The sequence below is a fragment of the Microbacterium flavescens genome, from assembly GCF_018588945.1.
Classification (GTDB): domain Bacteria; phylum Actinomycetota; class Actinomycetes; order Actinomycetales; family Microbacteriaceae; genus Microbacterium; species Microbacterium flavescens.
On record NZ_JAFIWA010000001.1, the window covers coordinates 369,785 to 390,238 of the forward strand.

General features: G+C 69.6%; 19 protein-coding genes. 9 read left to right on the forward strand and 10 right to left on the reverse strand.

The window, feature by feature from the left end; translation table 11 throughout:
* Positions 1-92 precede the first annotated feature (92 nt).
* The 3 genes from JX005_RS01755 to JX005_RS01765 all read left to right on the forward strand — a co-directional run bounded on the left by JX005_RS01755 (position 93) and on the right by JX005_RS01765 (position 2,501).
* Entirely contained in the window at positions 93-896 is an 804-nt protein-coding gene (locus JX005_RS01755) for an amino acid ABC transporter substrate-binding protein (protein ID WP_214465676.1), read from the forward strand.
* 71 nt (positions 897-967) lie between these two features.
* The gene (locus tag JX005_RS01760; RefSeq protein WP_214465677.1) at positions 968-1,699 is read left to right on the forward strand and encodes an amino acid ABC transporter permease; all 732 of its coding nucleotides are present in this window, start codon (positions 968-970) and stop codon (positions 1,697-1,699) included.
* Entirely contained in the window at positions 1,686-2,501 is an 816-nt protein-coding gene (locus JX005_RS01765; protein ID WP_281421992.1) for an amino acid ABC transporter ATP-binding protein, read from the forward strand. The genes JX005_RS01760 and JX005_RS01765 overlap by 14 nt, the downstream gene beginning before the upstream one ends.
* Positions 2,502-2,513: 12 nt before the next feature.
* Here the strand turns inward: JX005_RS01765 and JX005_RS01770 are convergent, their stop codons facing one another.
* On the reverse strand, positions 2,514-2,789 hold the full coding sequence (locus tag JX005_RS01770) for an acylphosphatase (protein WP_214465678.1): 276 nt from the start codon (positions 2,787-2,789) through the stop codon (positions 2,514-2,516).
* Between the two features lie 60 nt (positions 2,790-2,849).
* Between JX005_RS01770 and JX005_RS01775 the strand changes: the two genes are divergently transcribed.
* The gene (locus JX005_RS01775; RefSeq protein ID WP_214465679.1) at positions 2,850-3,203 is read left to right on the forward strand and encodes an iron chaperone; all 354 of its coding nucleotides are present in this window, start codon (positions 2,850-2,852) and stop codon (positions 3,201-3,203) included.
* Positions 3,204-3,217: 14 nt separating this feature from the next.
* Here JX005_RS01775 and lysE read toward each other — a convergent pair whose 3' ends face one another.
* A complete protein-coding gene (gene lysE, locus JX005_RS01780) occupies positions 3,218-3,871 on the reverse strand; it encodes an L-lysine exporter (RefSeq protein WP_214465680.1) in 654 nt (217 codons plus the stop codon).
* Between the two features lie 71 nt (positions 3,872-3,942).
* Here lysE and JX005_RS01785 point away from each other — a divergent pair, with 71 nt between their 5' ends.
* Positions 3,943-4,836 (forward strand): LysR family transcriptional regulator ArgP, encoded by an 894-nt coding sequence (locus JX005_RS01785; protein WP_214465681.1) that lies wholly within the window; start codon positions 3,943-3,945, stop codon positions 4,834-4,836.
* A gap of 150 nt (positions 4,837-4,986) precedes the next feature.
* Here JX005_RS01785 and JX005_RS01790 read toward each other — a convergent pair whose 3' ends face one another.
* From JX005_RS01790 to JX005_RS01815, 6 genes are all read right to left on the reverse strand, one after another.
* On the reverse strand, positions 4,987-6,018 hold the full coding sequence (locus tag JX005_RS01790; protein WP_214465682.1) for an NADP-dependent oxidoreductase: 1,032 nt from the start codon (positions 6,016-6,018) through the stop codon (positions 4,987-4,989).
* A gap of 127 nt (positions 6,019-6,145) precedes the next feature.
* A complete protein-coding gene (locus JX005_RS01795; RefSeq protein WP_246533396.1) occupies positions 6,146-6,619 on the reverse strand; it encodes a MarR family winged helix-turn-helix transcriptional regulator in 474 nt (157 codons plus the stop codon).
* Between the two features lie 11 nt (positions 6,620-6,630).
* Positions 6,631-8,367, reverse strand: a complete 1,737-nt coding sequence (locus JX005_RS01800) for an MDR family MFS transporter (RefSeq protein WP_214465684.1) — start codon at positions 8,365-8,367, stop codon at positions 6,631-6,633.
* A gap of 133 nt (positions 8,368-8,500) precedes the next feature.
* Entirely contained in the window at positions 8,501-10,864 is a 2,364-nt protein-coding gene (locus JX005_RS01805) for a glycoside hydrolase family 65 protein (RefSeq protein WP_214465685.1), read from the reverse strand.
* Between the two features lie 79 nt (positions 10,865-10,943).
* Positions 10,944-11,606, reverse strand: coding sequence for a YqaJ viral recombinase family protein (locus JX005_RS01810; RefSeq protein WP_214465686.1), 663 nt, complete (start codon positions 11,604-11,606; stop codon positions 10,944-10,946).
* Between the two features lie 67 nt (positions 11,607-11,673).
* Positions 11,674-13,110: an XRE family transcriptional regulator gene (locus tag JX005_RS01815; RefSeq protein WP_214465687.1), complete on the reverse strand. Its 1,437-nt coding sequence runs from the start codon at positions 13,108-13,110 to the stop codon at positions 11,674-11,676.
* A gap of 123 nt (positions 13,111-13,233) precedes the next feature.
* Between JX005_RS01815 and JX005_RS01820 the strand changes: the two genes are divergently transcribed.
* A complete protein-coding gene (locus tag JX005_RS01820; protein ID WP_214465688.1) occupies positions 13,234-15,114 on the forward strand; it encodes a phosphoenolpyruvate carboxykinase (GTP) in 1,881 nt (626 codons plus the stop codon).
* Positions 15,115-15,412: 298 nt separating this feature from the next.
* On the opposite strand, the gene JX005_RS01825 is transcribed toward JX005_RS01820, so the two are convergent.
* A complete protein-coding gene (locus JX005_RS01825) occupies positions 15,413-17,398 on the reverse strand; it encodes an ABC transporter ATP-binding protein (protein ID WP_214465689.1) in 1,986 nt (661 codons plus the stop codon).
* A 25-nt stretch (positions 17,399-17,423) separates the two neighbouring features.
* Positions 17,424-17,639 carry an AsnC family protein gene (locus JX005_RS01830; protein WP_307858474.1) on the reverse strand — a complete coding sequence of 72 codons (216 nt, stop codon included), beginning with the start codon at positions 17,637-17,639 and terminating at the stop codon, positions 17,424-17,426.
* A 129-nt stretch (positions 17,640-17,768) separates the two neighbouring features.
* On the opposite strand from JX005_RS01830, the gene JX005_RS01835 reads away from it, so the two are divergent.
* From JX005_RS01835 to JX005_RS01845, 3 genes are read left to right on the forward strand one after another with little or no spacing between them, the layout of a single operon-like run.
* Entirely contained in the window at positions 17,769-18,710 is a 942-nt protein-coding gene (locus JX005_RS01835; protein ID WP_214465690.1) for an ABC transporter ATP-binding protein, read from the forward strand.
* 35 nt (positions 18,711-18,745) lie between these two features.
* The gene (locus tag JX005_RS01840) at positions 18,746-19,627 is read left to right on the forward strand and encodes an ABC transporter permease (RefSeq protein WP_214465691.1); all 882 of its coding nucleotides are present in this window, start codon (positions 18,746-18,748) and stop codon (positions 19,625-19,627) included.
* The gene (locus JX005_RS01845; protein WP_214465692.1) at positions 19,624-20,448 is read left to right on the forward strand and encodes an ABC transporter permease; all 825 of its coding nucleotides are present in this window, start codon (positions 19,624-19,626) and stop codon (positions 20,446-20,448) included. The genes JX005_RS01840 and JX005_RS01845 overlap by 4 nt, the downstream gene beginning before the upstream one ends.
* Positions 20,449-20,454 lie beyond the last annotated feature (6 nt).

Consider the following 20,454-nt stretch of genomic DNA (forward strand, 5'->3'; position numbering starts at 1 on the left):
TGGGGGCACACCGTGTTGTACTGGTGAGTCCTTCTCGGGACCCCGGCCAACCCGCCGGTTCGTCCCTCGCACCCACCCATCAGGAACGCACCATGTCACGTCGCGCCATCACCGCACTCGTCCTCGCCGCCACCACCGCTCTCGCCCTCACGGCGTGCAGCTCCGCCGCTCCCGAGCCCGCCGGTTCCGCCGGAGGCGACGACTTCGGCCTCGTCTCCGAGGGCACGCTCACCGTCGCGACCGAGGGGACCTACCGGCCCTTCAGCTTCCACGATGAGACCGGCGCCCTCGTCGGCTTCGACGTCGAGATCGCCGAAGCGGTCGCCGACAAGCTGGGCCTGGAGGTCCGCTTCGAGGAGACGCAGTGGGACGCCATCTTCGCCGGGCTCGACGCCGGACGGTTCGACGTGATCGCGAACCAGGTCTCGATCAACCCGGAGCGCGAGGAGAAGTACCTGTTCAGCGAGCCGTACACCGTCTCGCCCGGCGTCATCGTCGTGCCCGAGGACGACGACTCGATCACGAGCTTCGACGACCTGGCGGGCAAGACCACCGCGCAGTCTCTGACGAGCAACTGGTACGAGCTCGCCCAGGCCAGCGGCGCCACCGTCGAGGCCGTCGAGGGCTGGGCTCAGGCTGTCGCGCTGCTCCAGCAGGGCCGCGTCGACGCGACCATCAACGACAACCTCACCTTCCTCGACTACGAGCAGACCAATGGCCCGACCGGCCTGAAGATCGCCGCCGAGACCGATGACCCCGGACTCAGCGCTCTGGCCTTCACGCAGGACAAGGAGTCGCTGGTCACGGCCGTGGATGAGGCGCTCGCCGAGCTGCGGGAAGAAGGGGTCCTCGCCGAGATCAGCGACAAGTACTTCGGCACGGACGTCACGGAGTAGAACTTCCGACGAGCCCGCCATAGCGTGGGCGGGCGGCGGCATGCGCCGCCGCCCTGTGGGAAGGACCACCGATGCATGACGCCTGGTCTCAGCCGGCGGGTGCGCTGCTGTTCGCACCGGCCGGCGTCAGCGACACCGGCGGCGACACCTGGACGCTGATCGTCGACTCGTTCTGGCCCCTCGTGTGGGCGGGGCTGACGGCGACGATCCCGCTCGCGGTGATGTCGTTCGCCCTCGGACTCGTGATCGCGCTCGGAATCGCGCTGCTGCGGCTCTCGTCGAATCCCGTTCTGTCGGGCATCGCCCGGTTCTACATCTCCGTGATCCGAGGCACGCCGCTGCTCGTCCAGCTCTTCGTGATCTTCTACGGACTGCCCTCCATCGGGCTGGTCATCGATCCGTGGCCCGCGGCGATCATCGCGTTCTCGCTCAACGTCGGCGGGTACGCCGCTGAGATCATCCGCGCGGCGATCCTGTCGGTGCCGAAGGGCCAGTGGGAGGCGGGGCACACCGTGGGGTTCTCGCAGACGCAGACGCTCGCGCGCATCGTGCTGCCGCAGGCGACGCGCGTCTCGGTGCCCCCGCTCTCGAACACGTTCATCTCGCTCGTCAAGGACACGTCGCTGGCGTCGCTCATCCTGGTCACCGAGCTCTTCCGCCGCGCCCAGCAGATCGCCGCGTTCACGTACGAGTTCATGATCATCTACCTCGAGGCCGCCCTCATCTACTGGATGTTCTGCCTCGTGCTGTCGGCAGGTCAGAACGCGCTGGAGAGGAGGCTCGACCGTTATGTCGCCCACTGACGTCCCCGGCGACGCCCTCGCGCCGCCCGCGCCGGCCGACGACCAGCCCTTGCTTCAGGTCAGCGGCCTCACGAAGAGCTTCGGAGCGAACACCGTGCTCCACGGCGTCGACTTCGAGGTGCGGCGCGGCGAGGTCGTCGTCCTCATCGGCCCCAGCGGGTCGGGCAAGACCACGGTGCTGCGCTCGCTGAACGGGCTCGAGACCCCCGACAGCGGCAGGCTCGAGTTCGCCGACGGCCCCCGCGTCGACTTCGCTCAGCCGGTGTCCAAGGCCGCCCGCATCGCCCTGCGCGATCGGTCGGCGATGGTGTTCCAGCACCACAACCTGTTCCCTCACCGCACCGTGCTGCAGAACGTCATCGAAGGGCCGGTGCACGCCCACAAGGTGCCGAAGGCCGAGGCGATCGCCCGGGCCGAGGCGCTGCTCGACCGCGTCGGTCTGACCGACAAGCGCGACGCCTATCCGTTCCAGCTCTCGGGGGGCCAGCAGCAGCGGGTCGGGATCGTCCGGGCCCTCGCGCTTCAACCGTCGCTGCTCCTCTTCGACGAGCCGACGAGCGCCCTCGACTCCGAGCTGGTCGGCGAGGTCCTGCTCGTGCTGAAGGAGCTGGCCGAGGAGGGGTGGACCATGGCGATCGTGACCCACGAGCTCGCCTTCGCCCGGCAGGTCGCCGACGAGGTGCTCTTCTTCGACGACGGCGTGATCCTGGAGCGCGGCGCCCCCAAGGACCTCTTCACGAACCCGCAGCACGAGCGCACGCGCCGGTTCATCGACCGCATCCTCCGCCCCTTCGACGACTGACGTCCTCGCGGGTCAGGCGGTCGGGCGGACCTCGAAGGTCGCATCGCCGGAGGGCGCGGCATCCGTCACCGTCGCTTCCGTGACCCGCGACCCGGGCGGGCCTTCGGCCATCCACGCGAGCACCTCGTCGATGCTGTCGTCGGATCCCTCGATCTCGGCCTCGACGGAGCCGTCCCTGCGGTTGCGCACCCATCCGGCGACGCCCGCCTCGCGGGCGACCATGCGCAGCGTGTAGCGATACCCGACGCCCTGCACCTCGCCGCGCACGACCACGTGAACGCGCTTCATGCCTCCCATCGTGCCGTGCTCGGGGTGCCCATCGCGACCCGTCGATGACAAGATGCCTGCATGGGAACCGTCGACGACCTGCTCGCCCAGCTCGATCCCGCCGACCGCGACGCCGTCGCCCACGTCTACGGCCTTGCGCGCGAGGTGGTGCCCGAGGCGGAGCAGGGCCTCGGCTATGGGATGCCGGCGCTCGTCTACCGTGGCAAGCCGTTGATCTCGGTGATGCGGGCGAAGAAGCACATCGGGGTCTACCCGTTCAGTCCCGAGGCTGTGGGCTCCGTCGCCGATGCGCTCGCCGATCACCCCGGCATCGGGCTCGACAAGGGCACGATCCGGTTCCAGCCCGAGCATCCGCTCCCCGACGAGGTCGTGCGGGCACTCGTCACCGCGCGGCGCGAGCAGATCGAGCGCTGACGACCGCCACCGGCTCAGTGGGGGAGGACCAGGCTCACTCCGAGGCCGATCATGACGACCGCGATCACCGCGTCGAGGATGCGCCACGCGCGTGGCGTCGAGAGCCACCGCCCGAGGTAGCGCGCGCCGAACGCGAGGCCGAAGAACCAGACCACGCTGGCCGACATGGCTCCTGCGGCGAACAGCCAGCGCTGGTCGCCGTGCGTGCTGGCGACGGTGCCGAGCAGGAAGACCGTGTCGAGGTAAACGTGAGGGTTGAGCCACGTCAGCGCCAGGCACGTGAGCACCACCGGCATCAGCCGGGTGCGAGTGGCGGTGCCGGCGCCGCGGTGGGCGCCGTGTGCGATCGGGCCGGCGTCAGCCGATGCATCCAGTCCCTGATCCGAACCCCGCCACGCACGCCGGGCAGCCAGCAGTCCGTAGCAGACGAGGAACGCCGCGCCGGCCCAGCGCACGACGTCGACGAGCCAGGGCACGGCGCCCAGCACGAGGCCGACGCCCGACACCCCGAGTGCGATGAGGAGAGCATCGGATGCCGCGCAGATCGCCGCGACGACGAAGACGTGCTCGCGCCGCAGCCCCTGGCGCAGCACGAAGAGATTCTGCGCGCCGATCGCGACGATGAGGGAGAGGCCGAGGCCGAAGCCGGCGAGAACTGAAGTGAGCACGCTTCGACGCTAAGCCGAGGTGTTGATTCAGTCCAGCTCATCATTATTCAGGTGCATTAGCCTGACTGTTGATGAGAATCCCGTTCGAACTCACCGAGACCGTCGCCGCCGTGGTGGACGAAGGGACCTTGGATGCGGCGGCCCGCCGCCTGCACATCACGCCGTCGGCCGTGAGCCAGCGCATCAAGACGCTCGAGGAGCAACTCGGCCGCGTCGTCCTGGTGCGATCCAAGCCGGCTCGTGCGACCGAGGCGGGTGCCGCGATCGTCCGGCTGGCCCGCCAGGCGGCGCTGCTCGAGCACGACACGCTCGCCGAGCTCGGCGCCGACCCGCATGCCGGCGCTCGCACGTCCGTGCCGCTGGCGGTCAATGCCGACTCGCTGGCCACGTGGTTCCTCGAACCGCTCGCGCGCCTGTCGCAGCGGCATCCGGTCGTCTTCGAGCTTCATCGCGACGATCAGGACTTCACTGCCGCGCTGCTGGAGTCGGGTACCGTCATGGGAGCCGTCACCTCGAGGGCGACGCCGGTGGCGGGATGCCGCGTCAGCGGCCTGGGTGCCATGCGATACGAGGCGGTGGCGACGCCCGGCTTCGTCGAGCGCTGGCTGGGCGGAGACCGTCGCGACGCGCTCGAGTCCGCGCCCGTCGTCGACTTCGATCGCCGCGACGATCTGCAGAACGACTGGCTGGCGTCGGAGGGCGTCGATCCGTCGCTGCCGCCGCGCCACTATGTGCCGGCATCGAACGACTTCGCCACGTCGGTGCGGCTCGGGCTCGGCTGGGCGCTGCTGCCGACCTTCCAGTCGCGAGAGCCGCTCGAGAGCGGCGAGCTGGTGCAGCTCGGCGGCAGCCCCGTCGACGTGCCGCTGCACTGGCAGCAGTGGAACCTGCGCTCGCCGCTCCTCGACGCCATCGCCGACGAGATCGTGGCCGAGGGCCGGCGCGTCCTGCGGCCTGCGCCCTGACCGCCCCTCCCCGCCCCTCCCCTCCCCGCCCGCACCTGGGGTTGACCGTCCAGGACATGCCGCGGGCGGGCGGCGCGACGCGGCGTGTCCTGGACACTCAACCGAGAGGGGGAGGGCGTCGAGCCGCCGAGCCGCCAGGCGGGGTGCGGGTCAGTCGTCGCTGACGCGCAGGACGATCTTGCCGCGGGTGTGGCCCTCTTCGAGCATGCGGTGCGCGGCGGCGGCCTCGTCGAGCGCGAAGACCCGGTCGATGTACACCTGCACGGCGCCGGAGTCGAGCAGACGCGCGATCGTCGAGAGCGAGCCTCCGTCGGGGATGACCTTGTAGCTCGTCGCCCGCACGCCGGCGGCGTCGGCCGCTTCGGCGTATTCGGGCCAGGACCCGGTCGGCACCACGACGTACAGCCCGCCGGGACGCAGCACCTGCAGGGATCGGTCGCCGGTGCTCGCGTGCACGTTGCCGATGAGGTCGATCACGACGTCGACGTCGCCGACGACCTCCTCGAACCGGGTCGTGGTGTGGTCGATGACCACGGCCGCGCCCAGCTCGCGCAGCCACGCGGCGTTGCGGCCCGAAGCGGTCGCCGTCACGTGCGCGCCGAAGTACGCGGCGAACTGGACGGCGAAGTGCCCGACGCCGCCGCTGCCGGCGTGGATCAGGATGCGCTGGCCCTCGTGCGCACGCGCCGTCTCGACGACGAGTCCCCATGCGGTGAGGGCGGCCAGGGGAACCCCCGCCGCCTCGACATGCGACAGCGAGGCAGGCTTGCGCGCCACCGAGAGGGACGGAACCACGGCGTACTCGGCGTAGGTCCCACCGGAGCGCGGGAACGCGGTCATCCCGAAGACGGGGGTGCCTGGGGGGAGCGGGTGGGCTTCGTACGGGCTCTTGACCACGATGCCGCTGAAGTCGAAGCCGATGGTCGAGGGGAAGGAGGGGATCTGCGCTGAGACTCCGGCGCCGGCACGTGTCTTCGCGTCGATGGGGTTGACGCCCGCCGCCACCACGCGCACGAGCAGCTCGCTGATGACGGGCGACGGCACGGGCATCCGCGCGGTGCGCAGCGTGTCGGCGTCTCCTGGTGCGTCGAAGACGACCGCGTTCATGACGTCGGGCGGCGGGGCCACGGCCACCCGCCCGACGTCGGAGGCTGAGGCTGATCGCAGCGGCCGGAATCTCATCGGACGCCCCCTTCCGCGCACATCGTCGTCGGCAGCACTCGCGGCCGCGTCACGCCAGTCAACCGCGAGATTGTCTCGCCCGTGTTACGCGGGTGCTACCGCGCAGAGAAGCCGCCGGCCGGCGGGGTCAGGACGAGCCGGCCTCGGGCGATTCGCCGGCGGTCAGCGCGTGCAGCAGGCGCGAGAGATTGCGGATGTCGTCGATGTCCCACTCCTCGAGCGAGTCGACCAGTGTCCGCTCCTGCGGGGCGCGGGCCGCGGCGAGGCGCGTCAGCCCCTCGGGCGTCGGCGACAGCAGGCTCGAGCGTCCGTCGTCGGGGTCGGGCGTGCGCTCGATGAGCCCCAGCTGCTCGAGCTCGCGCACCGTGCGGCTGATCTGTCCCTTGTCGGCCATGAGGCTCTCGGCGAGGGCCGACAGGGTGATCGACTCTCGCCGGACGATCGTCGTGAACACCTTGTACGCGCCCGGCAGCATGCCGGGACTCACACGACCGGCGTTCTCGGAGATGATGCGCCGGAACCGGTTGATCAGTTCGCCGAACTCCGCCTCGAGGGCGCGCACCGCTTCGGTGCGCGCCTCTCGGGTGTCTTCGGCGGCCATCGTGATCGACATTAGCGGTGGTGAGCGGATGCCTCGTCCGCAGGTGCCGGGGTGGATTCGGCGGAGCCGCGGGTCGAGGCATCCGCTCCCTCCTCCGACGCGGTCGCCTGCAGCCTCGACATGCCCTCGGCGGTCGAGACCGTCGCGAGGTCGGCCTCGCTCGCGGCCACGCGCTCGCTCGTCGTCATGCGGTTGAGGGGCTTGTTGGGCAGGAAGATGATCGCGATGAGGCTGATCACGGCCAGCGGCACGGCGATCAGGAACGAGTGGGCGATGGCCTGGGCGTAGATGTCCTCGACGATCACGCGGATCGACTCCGGCAGTGCGGACACCTGCGGGATGGTGCCCGACTGGAGCTGCTCGCCGATGGCCGCGCCCTTCTCGCCGAGCTTTGCGAGGGCCGCGCCGATGTCGTCCTTGCGCGAGCTGAACAGGTCGGTCGCCGAGGTGGCCAGTGCCGCGCCCATCACCGAGACGCCGATGGTGCCGCCGAGACTGCGGAAGAACGTGACTCCCGAGCTCGCGACGCCGATCTCACTCGGCTTCGCGGTGTTCTGCACGATGAGCACCAGGTTCTGCATGGTCATGCCGACGCCCGCGCCGAGCAGGAACATGTACAGCGAGACGAGCACGAAGTCGGTGTCGTAGTGGATCGTCGACAGCATGAACGATCCGGCGATCAGCAGGACGCCGCCGACGATGAGGTACGGCTTCCAGTGGCCGTGACGGGTCACGAGGCCTCCGATGACGATGGAGGCGATCAGCAGACCCGCGATCATCGGGATCGTCATGAGGCCAGCCTCGGTCGGGGTGGCCCCGCGCGCCAGCTGCATGTACTGGCTGAGGAACACCGACGTGCCGAACATCGCGATGCCGATCGAGATCGACGCGACGACGGCGAGCGTGAAGGTTCGGTCGCGGAACAGCGTGAGCGGGACGAGCGGCTCCTTCGAGCGCAGCTCGACGATGATGAACGCGACGGTGGCCAGCAGTGCGCCGCCGACCATGAGGATGGTCTCGGTGCTCCACCAGTCGTAGTCCTTGCCGGCGTTGGTGATCCAGATGAGCAGCAGCGAGGCGGCCGTCGAGAGCAGCACGATGCCGACGTAGTCGATGCGCGCCTTCGTCTTCGGACGCACCGGCAGGTGCAGCGTGCGCTGAAGCATGATCAGCGCGGCAGCGGCGAACGGCAAAGCGATGAAGAAGTTCCAGCGCCAGTCGATGGTGTCGGTGATGAAGCCGCCGAGGAGAGGACCGCCGACGGTGGCGACCGCCATCACGGCGCCGAAAAGGCCCATGTACCGACCGCGCTCACGCGGGCTGATGATGTCGGCCATGATGATCTGGCTGAGCGCGGCCAGGCCGCCTGCGCCGATGCCCTGGACCGCACGGAAGGCGATGAGCGTGCCGGGATCCTGCGAGAAGCCCGCGGCGGCGGTCGCCAGGACGAAGATCACGATCGCGATCTGGATCAGCAGCTTGCGATTGAAGAGGTCGGCGAGCTTGCCCCAGACCGGAGTCGAGATCGCCGTGGTGAGGAGGGTCGCCGTGATGACCCACGTGAATGCCGCCTGGTCCCCGCCGAGGTCGTGGACGATGACCGGCAGCGACGTGGAGACGACCGTCGAGGCGAGCATCGAGACGAACATGCCGAGCAGCAGGCCCGTGAGCGCCTGCAGCACACGGCGGTGCTGACGCTTGTCGGCGGCCGCGGCGTCCGGATCGGTCGCGATAGGGGAAGAGGCCATGAGTGTCTTTCGTCAGGAGTGGAGTGAGGGTGCGGCGACGATGACGCGGATGATTGACTGAGGTCAACAGTTGAAGAATGTCAACTATATCTATAATCGTTGATCTGAGTCAACTATTCCCGAAGGGTCGCCCTCATTCGTTGGGCAGGCGACTTCCCGGCTCACGCCCAGGCGGCGGCGACGGGGCGGGCCCCGGATCGGACGCGGCGGGAATCGCTCGCCGGCACGCGACGCCCGGATCGACGACGACCGTCTCGCCGAAGTGCCGGATGGACAGCGCCGGCCCCTCGCTCAGCCGATACGTCGCGGCATCCGGCTCGACATCGACGCGGAGAGTCCGGCCGGTCACGCGGACGCCGAACGACAGCGCCGTCATCGGCGGCGAGAGGCGCGGTGCGAACGACAGCCCCTCGGCGCCCTCGCGCATGCCGCCGAATCCGCAGACCAGCGCACTCCACACGCCGGCGACCGCAGCGATGTGAAGCCCGTCGTCCGTGTTCGCGTGCAGGTCGTCGAGATCGAGCCTCGCGGCCTCGTCGAGATACGCCATCGCGAGGGGCAGATGGCCGATCCGCGCGGCGACGACGGCTTGCGAGGATGCCGAGAGCGACGAGTCCCGGACGGTGAGCGGCTCGTAGTAGGCGAACGCCCGCTCGGTCTCCTCGGGGGTGAACGCCTCGGGCGCGAACTGGAGCGCGAGCACGAGGTCCGCCTGCTTCACCACCTGCTTGCGGTAGAGATCGAAATACGGGAAGTGATCGGCGAGCGGATACTGGTCGGGCGATGTGCCGTCGAAATCCCACCGCTGGAGATCGGTGAAGCCGGCCGACTGCTGGTGCACGCGTCTCCTCACATCCACCGGGATGTGGATGCTCGACGCAGCCGTGGCCCAGCCCGCCATCTCCTCCGCGCCGACACCGAGGGTGCGAGCCTCGTCGGGATGCCGCTGCGCGACGTCCACCGCGGCCCGCAGGTTCTTCTGCGCCATCAGGTTCGTGAAGACGTTGTCGTTGACCAGGGCGGTGTACTCGTCCGGACCGGTCACGCCGTCGATGTGGAAGACAGCCCGCTCGTCCCACCTGCCGAGCGCGATCCAGAGGCGGGCGGTCTCGATGAGGAGCTCGGCACCCGCCTCGCGTTCGAAGTCGCCATCGCCCGTGGCCCGCACATAGCGGACCACGGCATCGGCGATGTCGGCGTTGATGTGGAACGCGACGGTTCCGGCCGGCCAGTACCCGGAGCACTCCCGCCCGTCGATCGTCCGCCACGGGAAGGCGGCTCCGGCCAGGTGCAGCTGCACCGCCCGATCGCGCGCATGCCCCAGAGTCGCGTGGCGCCACCGCAGCGCCTCGCGTGCGGCGGCGGGGACGGTGTAGGTCAGCACCGGCAGCACGAAGGCCTCGGCATCCCAGAACGCATGGCCTTCGTACCCGGACCCGGTGAGGCCCTTGCCCGGGATGGGACGCCGGTCGGCGCGGGCGGCGGACTGCAGCACCTCGAAGAGCGAGAAGCGCGCCGCCTGCTGGAGCCGCGCGGAGCCCTCGATGCGGACGTCGGCACACGCCCAGAACTCATCGAGGTACTCCCGCTGCTCGCGCGCCAGCCCCTCCCAGCCAACCTCGACCGCCGTCGCGACCGCCGCCTCCGCGCGGTCGCGCAGCGCGGACTCCGCCACGGCATCCGCCGCCTCATGTCCGACGAACTTGAGCAGCCGGATGCTGTCTCCCGGCTCCAGTCGTGTGCGCACCGTCGCACGCGCCAGGTCGGGCGAGGCATCCGTCGATGACTCCCACGGCGCGGTCGAGGTGACCCGATGATCCATGGTGACGGCCATCGCGACGCCGCTCCGGCGCGTGCGATGGATCAGGGTCGCCGTCGAACCGTCGACGACATGGGTGACCCCCTCCAGCGGTCGCTCGAGCGCGCTCATGACGCGTGGATCAGGGTGGACCTCGGGCGTCGGCACGTTCGCGACGATCTCGGACAGCAGCGTCAGCTCGGCGGGCCCGTCGACGGCAGTGACCTCATAGCGGACGGCGGCGACCGAGCGTCGGGTGAAGGACACCAGACGCTCCGAGGTGATCTCCACTGTGCGCCCGGCGGGTGAGGTCCACCGCATGCGTCGGGAGAGGATCCCGGTCTGGAAGTCGAGGAACTGCTCGTGCTCGTGCAGTCGACCCGTGCGGATGTCGAGGGCCTCATCGTCGACGAGCAGCCGGATGATCTTGCCGTCGGGCACGCTGATCAGGGTCTGCCCATGCTCCGGATAGCCGTAGCCGTCTTCGGCGTACGGCATCGGATGCTCCTCGAAGACTCCGTTCACGAAGCTGCCGGCCGCCCCGCACGGGTCGCCCTCGTCGAGGGATCCCCGCCATCCGATGTGCCCGTTGGAGAGCGCGAGAAGCGACTCCCGGTGGGCGAGGCCCGCCTCCTCCCATCCGGTCCACCCGATGCCCCACGGGGTGATGTCGACGTCCGGCGTGGAGTGGGATGTCATCGCGCCATTGTCGAACAAGCCGAGATCGACGCCGAAGGCCTTGCGCCCGGGTCGCGCAATCGGTAGGCGGGACTCGCGCTCAGTCTGCGAGGGCGAGCGCGCGGAAGGGCTGACGCGGTGCGGCGGGCTGAGGCATCCGCTCCTCCGTCGTCATACGGCCCTTGGTCGTGCGGTGATAGAGCTCGTCGATGAGAGCGGTGGCGAGCTTGACGAGCTTCGCGATCTCGGCCTCGTCGCGGTCGACCCAGGCGCACCGCGGCTCGTCGCCGACGGGCACGAAGGCGTCGTGCTGCTCCCAGGCGACCAGGGTGCGTTCGGCGCCGAGCACGTGCTGCTGCCACCACACCTGGCGAAGATACGAGCGCGGGATGCTGCGCCACGACTTGTTCGTCGTCTTGATCTCGCAGAGCGTGACGCGCCCGCCCGAGTCGACGGCGATGCCGTCGGGTGTCGCGAGGTGGCGCTTCTCGACCACGGCATGGAACAGCGCGGAGGACGGCTGAATGCCGTGCGTCGCCGCGACCCACGCGGCGATCTCCGGCTCGCGCGCGCGCCCGTGGGCGGTGTAGGCGTTGCCGGAGAACCCGGACCCCATCAGCTTGGCGTCGGCCGCCCGCGTGATGGCCCGCTCGGAGGTCAGGCTCGCGACGTCCGTCGCCGTGATCCCGCGCGACCGTGCGCGCACCCACGCCACCCGATCGCGGGAGTCCGCGACGATGCGGGCGGCGAGTTCCGGGGTCACCTCTCGAGGCTACGCCGCCCGCGCGACATCCGCCGACGCGACCCGCCCCTCGCGACCGACGGGCGGCCTACGCGTGGCGCTCGAGGAAGGCGTAGACCTCGTTGTCGTCGACGCCCGGGAACGTTCCGCGGGGGAGCGGGGAGAACATCTGCATGTGCACGCGGGCGCTCGGCCAGGACTTGCCCGCCCAGCGCTCCGCGACGTCGGCGGCCGGCCGGCGGCAGCACGACTCGTCGGGGCAGGTCGAGGTGGCGCGCTTCTGCGTCTCGCGCCCGCGGAACCACCGGGCGTCGTCGAAGGGCACCCCGACCGTGATCGAGAACTCGCCCTCGGAGGTCGTCCCCGTCTGGGTCGAGCACCAGAAAGTCCCGGCCGGGGTGTCGGTGTACTGGTAGTGCTCGGTCGTGCGGTTCTGCTCCGAGAACGCCGACCGCGCCGAGAACTTCCGGCACGCGATCTGGCCGTCGACGGCGCCGGTGACGTCCATCGGGAGAGGCAGATCGTCGTTCTCGTACACGCGGGTGATCGCGCCCGATCCGTCGACGCGGAGGAAGTGGAGTCGGATGCCGAGATGCTGGGTCGCCAGGTTGGTCAGGCGCATTCCCGCCGCCTCGTGGGTCACGCCGAACGCGTCCCGGAAGTCCTCGACCGCCAGGTTGCGGTCCTTCTTGGCCTGCTGGAGAAACGTGACGGACGCCGTCTCGGGCATGAGGCAGCACGCGGCGTAGTAGTTGATCTCGAGGCGCTGCTTCAGGAAGTCGGCGTAGTCGGTGGGCCGCTTGTGGCCGAGGAGTCGGTGTGCCATCGCCTGCAGCGCCATCGAACGCAGGCCGTGCCCGCCGGGGATCGACGCGGGCGGCAGGTAGATGCGGCCGTTCTCGAGGTCGGTGACCGAGCGCGCGGAGTGCGGGAGGTCGTTCACGTAGATCAGCTCGAACCCGAGCTTCTGCGCCATGATGCTGACGGTGCGGTGCGTGAGGGCGCCCGACGTGTGCCCGGCGGCCTTCAGCTGCTTCTCGGCGAGCTTCTCGATGTCGGGGAGGTAGTTGTCGACCGCGCGCATCTCCAGGCGCAGCTCGGTGTTCGCGCGGCGCGCCTCCTCGGGCGTGGCGATGGCCTCGCGTTCGCGGCGCTGCAGCTCGCGATGGAGGCCGAGGATCGACTCGAGGGTCTCGTCGGACATGCCCTTGGTGACTTTGACCGGTGCGATGCCGAGCTGGCGGAACACCGAGCTCGCCTGCGCGCGCTCGAGCTCGATCTGCAGCGCAGCTCGCCGGTTCGGCGGCTCGGATGACAGCAGGTCGCCGACGTCCACCCCGGTCGCCGAGGCGATCGCCTGCAGCAGGGACAGCTTGGGCTCGCGCTTCCCGTTCTCGATCAGGCTCAGCTGACTGCCCGCGACGCCGACGCGCTCACCCAGTTCATCGAGCGTGTACCCATGCGAGATGCGCTGATGACGGATGCGGTGGCCCAGGGTCGAGAGTTCGAGAGCGGTCGGTGGCATTCCTTGAGCATAACGAAAGAATTGCAACTCTTGACGGCGCTAGTGGCTGGAAGACGTCACGTAATGCAACGAAAGTGGAGGAAGACCTCACATCTGAACGTCGAATCGCAGAGGAGCGACACCATGGCCCTTGCCGACATCTTCACCCGGCACGAAGGCTCGACCCCGGCACGACCTGCCGTGAGCCGCGCGCACGGCGAGCTGCCCGCGATCCAGGGCGCCGGACTGGCTGGGCTGGTCGCGTGGGTCGACGAGATCACCGCGCTGACCAAGCCCGACCGCGTCCACTGGGTCGACGGCACCCGGGCCGAGAACGACGCGCTCCTGCGCGAGATGGTCGACGAGGGCAAGCTGATCAAGCTCAACCCCGAATGGCGGCCCGGCTCGTACCTCGCGCGTTCGCACCCCAGCGACGTCGCGCGCACCGAGGCGCGGACGTTCATCGCCTCCGAGCGTGAAGAGGATGCCGGCCCCACGAACAACTGGGCGGCACCCGACGAGATCCGCGCGACCATCACTCCGCTCTTCGACGGCTCGATGCGCGGCCGCACGATGTACGTCGTGCCGTTCTCCATGGGCCCCGTCGGCGGACCGCTCTCGCACATCGGCGTGCAGATCACCGACAGCGCCTACGCCGTCGCGTCGATCGGGATCATGACCCGCGTCGGCACCGAGGTGCTGCGTGAGATCGCCGGCGGTGCACCGTGGGTGAAGACGGTGCACTCCGTCGGCGCCCCGCTCCAGCCGGGCGAGGAAGACGTGCCGTGGCCGTGCAACGACGAGAAGTACATCGTCCACTTCCCCGACACGCTCGAGGTGTGGTCGTTCGGCTCCGGCTACGGCGGCAACGCCATCCTGGCGAAGAAGTGCTTCGCCCTGCGCATCGCCTCGGTGATCGGCCGCAACGAGGGCTGGCTGGCCGAGCACATGCTGCTCATCCGCGTCATCGACCCGGCGGGCCGGGCGTACCACCTCGCGGCCGCCTTCCCGTCGGCGTGCGGCAAGACGAACCTCGCGATGCTCCGCCCGACCATCCCCGGTTGGCGCGTCGAGACGCTCGGCGACGACATCGCGTGGCTGCGTCCCGGCGAGGACGGCCGCCTCTGGGCCATCAACCCCGAGGCCGGATTCTTCGGCGTCGCACCCGGGACCGGGCAGTCGACCAACGTCACCGCGGTCGAGACGCTGTGGGGCAACACCATCTTCACCAACGTCGCCCTCCGACCGGATGGCGACGTGTGGTGGGAGGGCCTCACCGACGAGCCGCCGGCAGAGCTCACCGACTGGGAGGGCAACCCCTGGACCCCGGCATCCGGCCGTCCTGCGGCACACCCGAACTCACGCTTCACGGTGAGTGCCGCCCAGTGCCCGCAGATCGCCTCCGACTGGGATGCCCCGGAAGGCGTTCCCCTCGACGCGATCCTCTTCGGCGGACGCCGGGCCACGAACGTGCCGCTCGTCGTCGAGGCCACGGACTGGACGCACGGCGTGTTCATGGGCTCGAACATCTCGTCCGAGCGCACCGCCGCCGCGGAGGGCACCGTCGGCGAGCTGCGCCGCGACCCGTTCGCGATGCTGCCGTTCTGCGGCTACAACATGGCGGACTACTTCGCCCACTGGCTCAAGGTGGGGCAGAAGCTGCGCTTCGACCGCGCTCCGCGGGTGTTCCAGGTGAACTGGTTCCGCAAGAGCTCGGACGGACGGTTCCTGTGGCCGGGCTTCGGCGACAACTCGCGGGTCATCGACTGGATCATCCGCCGCCTCGACAACGAGGTCGGAGCCGTCGACAGCCCGATCGGCCGCCTGCCCCGCAACGAGGACCTCGACCTCGACGGCATCGACGTGCCGCAGGCCGACCTCGACGAGCTGTTCGCCATCGACCCGGCCTCGTGGCTTCGCGAGGCCGACCTGACCGAGGAGTTCTACCGCACGTTCGACGGCCGTGTTCCGGCGGCGCTGTGGGCCGAGCTCGCCGCGCTGCGGTACCGCCTGCAACGCGCCTGAGCGGTCTTGGAGGATGCCCCGGTCCCGCGCTGTGCGGCGGGCCGGGGCATCCGTCTTCCCGGCGCGTTTCGTCTCGCTGCGCTCGCTCAACGACCCGCGCTGCGCGCGACCTCGTTGAGTGTCCACGACGCGCCGCGCGGCGGCCGCGGGGGACGGCGTTTCCTGGACGCTCAACCGAGGGGCGCGGGGTGCCCGCTCGGCGACCGGCGGCAGCGGAACTTCGTTGAGTGTCCACGACACGCCGCGGGTTGGCCGCGGGCGACGGCGTTTCCTGGACGCTCAACCGAGGTGGGGAAGGTCAGACCAGGAGCTGGTGCTTCGCGAGGTCGCGGTACAGCGGCGTCGACTGCACGAGCTCCGAGTGCGTGCCCTGGCCGACCACCCGGCCGTGCTCCAGCACGACGATGTGGTCGCTGTCGACGACCGTCGACAGCCGGTGGGCGATGACGATGAGCGTGCGCCCGGCGGCCACGGCGTCGATGGCCTCGCGCATGCGCTGCTCGTTGAGGCCGTCGAGCGACGACGTCGACTCGTCCAGCAGCAGGATCGGCGGCGCGGCCAGCAGGGCGCGCGCGATCGCGAGGCGCTGGCGCTCGCCGCCCGAGAGCATCACGCCGCTCTCGCCGACCGGGGCGTCCAGGCCCAGCGGGTTGCGGTCGAGCACCTCGCCGAGGTTCACGGCGCGCAGCACCGCGTCGCACTCCTCTTCCGTCGCCTCGGGCGAGGCGAGGCGGAGATTGTCGCCGATCGTGCCGGCGAGGGTCGGGGCATCCTGCTCGACATACCCGAGCCGGGCACGCAGGTCTTCGCGGTCGAGCGCGCGCACGTCGGTCCCGTCCAGCAGGATCGCCCCGCCGGTCGGGTCGTAGAAGCGCTCGATGAGGGCAAGGGTCGTGCTCTTGCCGGCGCCGGAGGGTCCGACGAGCGCCACGCGGGCGCCGCGCGGTACCGAGAACGAGACTCCGCGAAGCACTTCGGCTGCGGCATCCGATTCGTCCACCCCGTCGAGGGATGCCTCGTCCCGCACGATCGCCCGTGCGTCGACGTGCGCGCTCTCGAGCACGGCGATCGCCTCGCTCTCGGCCTTGCGACGCGCGGCCACGACCGCTTCGGGGTAGCGGAAGCGCACGTCGCGGAATTCGATCGCGGGAGTCGCGATGGTTTCGAGTCGCGCACTTTGCCGGGTCTCGGCCTCCGAGGCGACCACGTGCGCGACTCGAACGTCGGAGGCGATCTCGGCGTCGCGCTGCGACTCGGTCGGGAGGTCGAGAACCTCCTGGATGCGCCCGAGGGCACCGAGCGCCTGGTTGACGGACGTGATGGCGCCGAAGAACGAGCCGAGCGGTGCGATCAGCATGAAGAGGAACATGATGAAGGTGACGAGGCTCGCGATGTCGATCGCGCCGGTCGCCACGCGGAAGCCGCCCAGGCCGATGACGACGAGCAGCGAGACCTGCAGCGCGATGCCGGCGATGGGCACGACGAGTGCCGACACCTTCGCGATCCGCACGCCGACCACATAGGCGTCGGTCGCGCGCTCGGTCACGGCGTCGACTTCGCGCTCCGTCGCCCCCGATGCCCGCACCGTGCGGATGGATCCGACCCCGCGCTCGACTCCGGAGGCGAGCTCGCCGACCTTCTCCTGCTGCTCGGTCGACGCGGTCCGGATGCGGCCGCTCAAAGCGACCACGCCCGCCACCGAGACGCCGATCACCACCACGATGATGCCGAGGAGCATCGGATCGATGATCGCCATCGCGATGAGCGCTCCGGCGAAGAGGAGGGCGTTGCCGATGGCGTCGGCGAGACCCTGTGTCAGCGCGGAGTAGAGGAGCGTCGTGTCGCTGCCGACGCGCGAGACCAGATCGCCCGTGCGACGGGCGTCGAACTCGCTGATCGGCAGATGGAAGATACGGGCGATCAGCTTGCGGCGGCTCGAGTAGACCACGGCGGTCCCGGTGCGCTGGAGCAGGTAGTGCTGCCAGCCCGAGATGAGCGACGAGATCACGACCAGCGCCACGAGCGCCCAAAGCAGCATCCCGAGGTCGAGCTGCTTCTGCACGCGGTCGATGACCTGGCCGACGAGAAGCGGCTGCACGAGCATCGTCACGGCGCTCAGCACGCTGAGCACGGACACGACGATCAGCGTGGTCTTGTGCTCGAAGAGGAAGGGGAGCAGCTGCCCGAACGTGGCGCGCGGGCCCTCGGCCTTCGGTCGCCGGGAGCGGGACCGGCGACCGGAGTCGAGGTCGGCGCGTGACTCGTCGAGAGTGGTGGAGGGCATGGATGTACCTCGTTCGTGCGGGGGCTTACCTTCGACCGTACTTCTTGTGCACGGCCTGTCTGGTCACGCCGAGGGCCCCGGCGATCGCCTGCCAGGAGTAACCGAGGTTGCGCGCCTTGCGCACCTGCACCTCCTCGGCGCGGGCCAGCTCGCGGCGCACGTCGGCGAGCCGGTGCAGCTCGGCGATGGGCTCGCGCTCGGGGGCCGAGCCGATGAGGGTGCGCAGGTCGTCGCCGCTCACGGTACTCCTTCGGTGCGGGATGCCTCGGTGGCGGCATCCCACGTCAACAATAGTTGACGCGTTCAACGAGTGTCAACAAGGGTTGACACGTCCCCTCTGCGTGTCCCCGCGCGGGGTTAGGGTTGTCCGGTGCCTGCCCCCGTGATCGACGCGAAGAACCTCGTCAAGGCCTACAAGGTCAAAGGAAAGCCCGACTTCCTGGCCGTCGACGGCCTGTCGTTCGAAGTGGCCCCGGGGGAGTCGTTCGGGCTCCTCGGGCCCAACGGCGCCGGCAAGTCCACGACCATGAAGATGATCGGCGCCGTCTCCACGCGCACCTCCGGCGACCTCTCGATCCTCGGGCTCGACCCCGATCGCTACGGGCCCGAGATCCGCTCGCGCCTCGGCGTCGTTCCGCAGCAGGACAACCTCGACGGCGAGCTCAACGCGCGCGAGAACCTCTACATCTACGGCCGGTACTTCGGCCTCCCCGGCAAGGTGTGCGCGCAGAAGGCCGACGAGCTGCTCGCCTTCGCCGCGCTCGAAGACAAGGCCAAGAGCAAGGTCGACCAGCTGTCGGGCGGCATGAAGCGACGGCTCACGATCGCCCGCGGTCTCATCAACGACCCGCGCATCCTGCTGCTCGACGAGCCGACGACCGGTCTCGACCCGCAGGCGCGCCACGTGCTGTGGGACCGCCTGTTCCGCCTCAAGGAGCGCGGCACGACCCTCGTGCTGACCACGCACTACATGGACGAGGCCGAGCAGCTCTGCGACCGACTCATCGTGGTCGACAAGGGTCGCATCATGGCTGAGGGCACCCCGGCATCGCTCATCCGCGACCACTCGAGCCGCGAGGTTCTCGAGGTGCGCTTCGGCTCCGACCGCAACGAGCAGGTCGCACCGCAGCTGCAGGGCATCGGCGACCGCGTCGAGGTGCTGCCCGACCGCGTGCTCGTGTACGCGGCCGACGGCGAGGCGGCGCTCGAGCAGGTCACGGGGCGCGGGCTGCACCCGGTGACCAGCCTGGTGCGCCGCTCGAGCCTCGAAGACGTCTTCCTGCGGCTCACCGGAAGGTCGCTGATCGAATGAGCGGCGTCGCTTCACCGGGCGCAGGAGGGGAGCGGATGCCTCGGCCCGAGGCATCCGTCACGACCGACGCCGACCTCGACGAGCTGCGCGCCGAGGCGATGGAATGGGGCCGCAAGCCGCGCGGCCTCGGCACGCTGTATGTCACCGAGCACATGGTGCGCGCGATGCGCGCCTACGGCTGGACCATCATCATCGGCGCGCTCGGGCAGCCCGTGCTGTATCTCCTCGGGCTCGCGGTCGGGCTCGCGGCGCTGATCGACGCGCCGATCGAGGTCGCCGGCGAGCAGGTGCCGTACCTGGTGTTCGTCGCACCGGCCCTGCTCATGACGTCCGCCATCGCGGTGGCGTCCGAGGAGTTCACCTACCCGGTGATGGCGGGATTCAAGTGGCGCCGCTACTTCTACGGCTTCAACGCATCGCCGCTGTCGTCGAGCCAGATCGCGAACGGCGTGGTCGCCGGCGCAGCGGCGCGCATGGGCGTGACGGTCGTGCTGTACTTCATGTTCATCGTGCTGTTCTTCGCGTGGCTGCAGCCCGACGCCACCCGGCCGGGCACCGCGTGGCTGTCGATCTTCATCGGGCTCCTGGCGGGTCTGTCGTTCGGCATTCCCCTCCTGGCATACGCCGCCTCGATCGAAGACGACAAGGGGCAGTTCGCCCTCGTGCAGCGCTTCATCTTCATGCCGATGTTCCTGTTCTCGGGCACGTTCTACCCGCTCAGCGCCCTTCCCGACTGGCTGGAATGGATTGGCTGGGTCTCTCCGCTGTGGCACGCGACCGAACTGGGCCGGGTCGTGACGTACGGCCAGCCCTCTCCGCCGATCCTGATCGTCGTGCACGTGGTGTACCTGCTGGTCCTGGCGATCGGCGGCCTGATCGTCGGCCGGCGTCTGTTCGAACGGAGGCTGGCCAAGTGAGCGCCGCGACCGTCACCGATGCGCCGATCCGAGTGGGCGGCGTACGCGCCCTCTGGGCGGGCAACCCGCAGTCTGTCGTGCAGCGCGGGCTCATCGCGGCGCGCTCCTCGAGCTGGATCATCGTGCTCTCCGGCTTCTTCGAGCCGGTGTTCTACCTGGCGTCGATGGGCATCGGGCTCGGCTCGATCATCGGCGACGTGCAGACCTCCAGTGGCGTCGAGGTCTCGTACGCTGCCTTCATCGCTCCGGCGCTGCTCGCCGTCTCCGCGATGAACGGCGCGATCTACGACTCGACCTGGAACGTGTTCTTCAAGCTCAACTACGGCAAGCTCTACGAGGGGATGCTCGCGACGTCGCTCGGCCCGCTCGATGTGGCCCTGGGCGAGATCCTCTACGCTCTCCTGCGCGGCCTGCTCTACGCCACAGGGTTCATGATCATCATGCAGATCCTCGGGCTGAACCTCGCGCCGACCGCGATCCTCGCGATCCCCGCCGTGCTCCTCGTCGCCTTCGGCTTCGCCAGCCTCGGCATGGCCGTCACGAGCTACATGAAGACGTTCCAGCACATGGACTGGATCAACTTCGTCCTTCTGCCGATGTTCCTGTTCTCGGCGACGCTGTACCCCATCTCGGTCTACCCCGAGTGGGTCCAGCAGATCATCATGGCGTTCCCGCTGTGGCACGGCGTCGAGCTCGTGCGCGGTCTCACCACGGGCGTCCTCACGCCCGAGATGTGGTGGCACGTGCTCTACTACGTCGTCATGATCGCCATCGGCCTGGTCTTCACGACCAAGCGCCTGCGCGCGCTGTTCCTCGACTGACAGGGA

Excerpts from the sequence above, each read along its gene's own strand:
- JX005_RS01755 (WP_214465676.1), top strand. The coding sequence starts at position 93 with ATGTCACGTCGCGCCATCACCGCACTCGTCCTCGCCGCCACCACCGCT.
- JX005_RS01760 (WP_214465677.1), top strand. The coding sequence starts at position 968 with ATGCATGACGCCTGGTCTCAGCCGGCGGGTGCGCTGCTGTTCGCACCG.
- JX005_RS01765 (WP_281421992.1), top strand. The coding sequence starts at position 1,686 with ATGTCGCCCACTGACGTCCCCGGCGACGCCCTCGCGCCGCCCGCGCCG.
- JX005_RS01770 (WP_214465678.1), bottom strand. The coding sequence starts at position 2,789 with ATGAAGCGCGTTCACGTGGTCGTGCGCGGCGAGGTGCAGGGCGTCGGG.
- JX005_RS01775 (WP_214465679.1), top strand. The coding sequence starts at position 2,850 with ATGGGAACCGTCGACGACCTGCTCGCCCAGCTCGATCCCGCCGACCGC.
- JX005_RS01785 (WP_214465681.1), top strand. The coding sequence starts at position 3,943 with ATGAGAATCCCGTTCGAACTCACCGAGACCGTCGCCGCCGTGGTGGAC.
- JX005_RS01790 (WP_214465682.1), bottom strand. The coding sequence starts at position 6,018 with ATGAGATTCCGGCCGCTGCGATCAGCCTCAGCCTCCGACGTCGGGCGG.
- JX005_RS01795 (WP_246533396.1), bottom strand. The coding sequence starts at position 6,619 with ATGGCCGCCGAAGACACCCGAGAGGCGCGCACCGAAGCGGTGCGCGCC.
- JX005_RS01800 (WP_214465684.1), bottom strand. The coding sequence starts at position 8,367 with ATGGCCTCTTCCCCTATCGCGACCGATCCGGACGCCGCGGCCGCCGAC.
- JX005_RS01805 (WP_214465685.1), bottom strand. The coding sequence starts at position 10,864 with ATGACATCCCACTCCACGCCGGACGTCGACATCACCCCGTGGGGCATC.
- JX005_RS01815 (WP_214465687.1), bottom strand. The coding sequence starts at position 13,110 with ATGCCACCGACCGCTCTCGAACTCTCGACCCTGGGCCACCGCATCCGT.
- JX005_RS01820 (WP_214465688.1), top strand. The coding sequence starts at position 13,234 with ATGGCCCTTGCCGACATCTTCACCCGGCACGAAGGCTCGACCCCGGCA.
- JX005_RS01825 (WP_214465689.1), bottom strand. The coding sequence starts at position 17,398 with ATGCCCTCCACCACTCTCGACGAGTCACGCGCCGACCTCGACTCCGGT.
- JX005_RS01840 (WP_214465691.1), top strand. The coding sequence starts at position 18,746 with ATGCCTCGGCCCGAGGCATCCGTCACGACCGACGCCGACCTCGACGAG.